General features: G+C 69.3%; 3 protein-coding genes. 1 reads left to right on the top strand and 2 read right to left on the bottom strand.

Features of this window, described 5'->3' with window-relative positions; all coding sequences use genetic code 11:
* Both AC0693_RS38750 and istA read right to left on the bottom strand, forming a co-directional pair.
* A partial coding sequence (locus AC0693_RS38750) for an ATP-binding protein (protein ID WP_478804629.1) occupies positions 1-494 on the bottom strand: 494 nt, incomplete at its 3' end.
* Positions 491-1,687 carry an IS21 family transposase gene (gene istA, locus AC0693_RS38745; RefSeq protein WP_478804630.1) on the bottom strand — a complete coding sequence of 399 codons (1,197 nt, stop codon included), beginning with the start codon at positions 1,685-1,687 and terminating at the stop codon, positions 491-493. The genes AC0693_RS38750 and istA, both read right to left, overlap by 4 nt.
* Between istA and AC0693_RS38740 the strand changes: the two genes are divergently transcribed.
* On the top strand, positions 1,641-1,834 hold a 194-nt coding region (locus AC0693_RS38740; protein ID WP_478804631.1), incomplete at its 3' end, for a hypothetical protein. The two genes, istA and AC0693_RS38740, sit on opposite strands and share 47 nt — an antisense overlap.

Genomic DNA, 1,834 nt, shown 5'->3' with positions numbered 1-1,834 from the left:
TTGCCGGCCTGGTGGGCGTCGGCGAGGCGGGCGACCCACTGGGCGGCGGTGGCGAACGCGACGCGGTGCCCGGCCTGGCAGGCCCGGATCCCGAGACCGGTCGCGAGGTGGGTCTTGCCGGTCCCGGGCGGCCCCAGGAAGATCACGTTCTCCTTCCCGACGACGAAGTCGAGCGTCCCGAGGTGGGAGATCGACTCTCGTTTCACCGACCGCTGATGGTCGAAGTCGAAGTCCTCGAGCGACTTCCTGGAGGGAAACCGGGCCGCCCGGATACGGCTTTCGGCGCCGTGCGAGTCGCGGGCGGCGACTTCCCGCTGCAGGCAGGCGGCGAGGTATTCCTCGTGGGTCCATCCCTCCGAGCGGGCTCGCTCGGCGAGCCGGCCGACCGAGTCCCGCAGGGCCGGAGCCTTCAAGGCCCTGGTGAGATAGGCGATCTCCGAGGTGACGTCGCGGCCGTTCGCTGTGGTCTTCGTGTCGTTTGGGCTGGTCATCATGCCGCTCCTTCGCCTGTGGTCAGTCCGCCGTCGATGACACCGAAGACCCGGTCATAGGAATCCAGCGACCGTTCTTCGACGTCGGTGTTCTGCGCCGGCACGGGCTTCCTGCCGGCGGCCGCCTTTCGGGCTGCCGCCGCGGCCGCCGCATGGTCGGGGTCGGTGAGGGTTTGGTGGCGGGCCCAGCAGCGGGCATGGCGGGCGACTTCGACGCCGTCGCAGGTCACAAGGACCTGGTCCAAGTCCGCGGCGACCTCGACCCGGCGGCCGATGGCAAGCGGGTGGACCGAGTAGTCGCAGGTGTCGAGACGGACGTAGTGGTCCCGCGGCAGCCGCAGGGACGCCTTCCACCAGCCCGGCGGGGAGATCGGCGGCAGCTGGAGCATGCGGGAGCGGTCGGCTTCCAGCCGGTCCGACGGCCTCGCCTGCAATGTTCGGTGGATCCGCCGGTTGGCCTTGCTGAGCCAGTCGGCGAGCTGGATGTTGAAGTCCGCTGGACTCGCGAAGACCCGGCCGGGCAGGAACGAGGTCTCCAGGTAGCCGTTTGCCCTCTCGACCAGCCCCTTCGATTCCGGATCGCGGGGCTTGCAGAGGACGAATTTGATGCCCAGCAGGCCTGCGAACGCTGCGAAGTCATCTGTGAGCCGCGGTCCTCCCGCCCGCCACGAGCCCACCGCCCCCTCGTTGTCCCAGACCAGGGCCCTGGGAACGGCGCCGAGGTCGCTCAGCAGCCGCCAGTGCCCGGCGATCAGATCGGCTGCGTTCCTCGAGGGCAGCATCCGGGCCGTGATCCACCGCGAATAGCCGGCCACCATCACCAGCACCGGCGGATGACCGCTCTGCCCGAACCCGAGGGGGACCTCGGTGGCCGGGAACCATAGATCACACTGGGCCAGATCGCCCGGCTCATAGACCGTCCGCGACGCCGGATCGACGGGCCGGTAAGCCGGCCGCAGATCACGGACCCTGTCCTTGAGGACGGTCATGCCCCGCTGCCAGCCGATCCGCTCGGCAATCACGGTCGACGGGATGTCCGGCCACTGTTCGAGCAGTTCACGGATCTGCGGCTCGACCGCATCGACGACCGAGCCCTTCGCCGCCCGCTGGTACTTCGGAGGCTCGTCATCGGCCACCGCCCTGCGGACCGTGTTCCGCGAGATCCCCAACTTCCTCGCGATCGCCCGGATCGGCATCTCCTCGGCCCTATGCAGCCGCCGGATCTCCGCCCAGTCCTCCACGCTGATCACCCATCCTCCCGACCTGGCTCAACGAGTCAGGCCCTCGATGGGGGTCAACTTTCATCCGCCGCCAACGGTCCACTTTTCACCCGCCGCCGACAG

It is taken from the genome of Streptomyces sp. NPDC043876 (assembly GCF_056435825.1).
This window is presented reverse-complemented; position numbering and strand designations above follow the sequence as displayed.

Bases quoted from the DNA above. Each gene is read 5' to 3' on its own strand.
- istA (WP_478804630.1), bottom strand. From the start codon at position 1,687: ATGCCGATCCGGGCGATCGCGAGGAAGTTGGGGATCTCGCGGAACACG.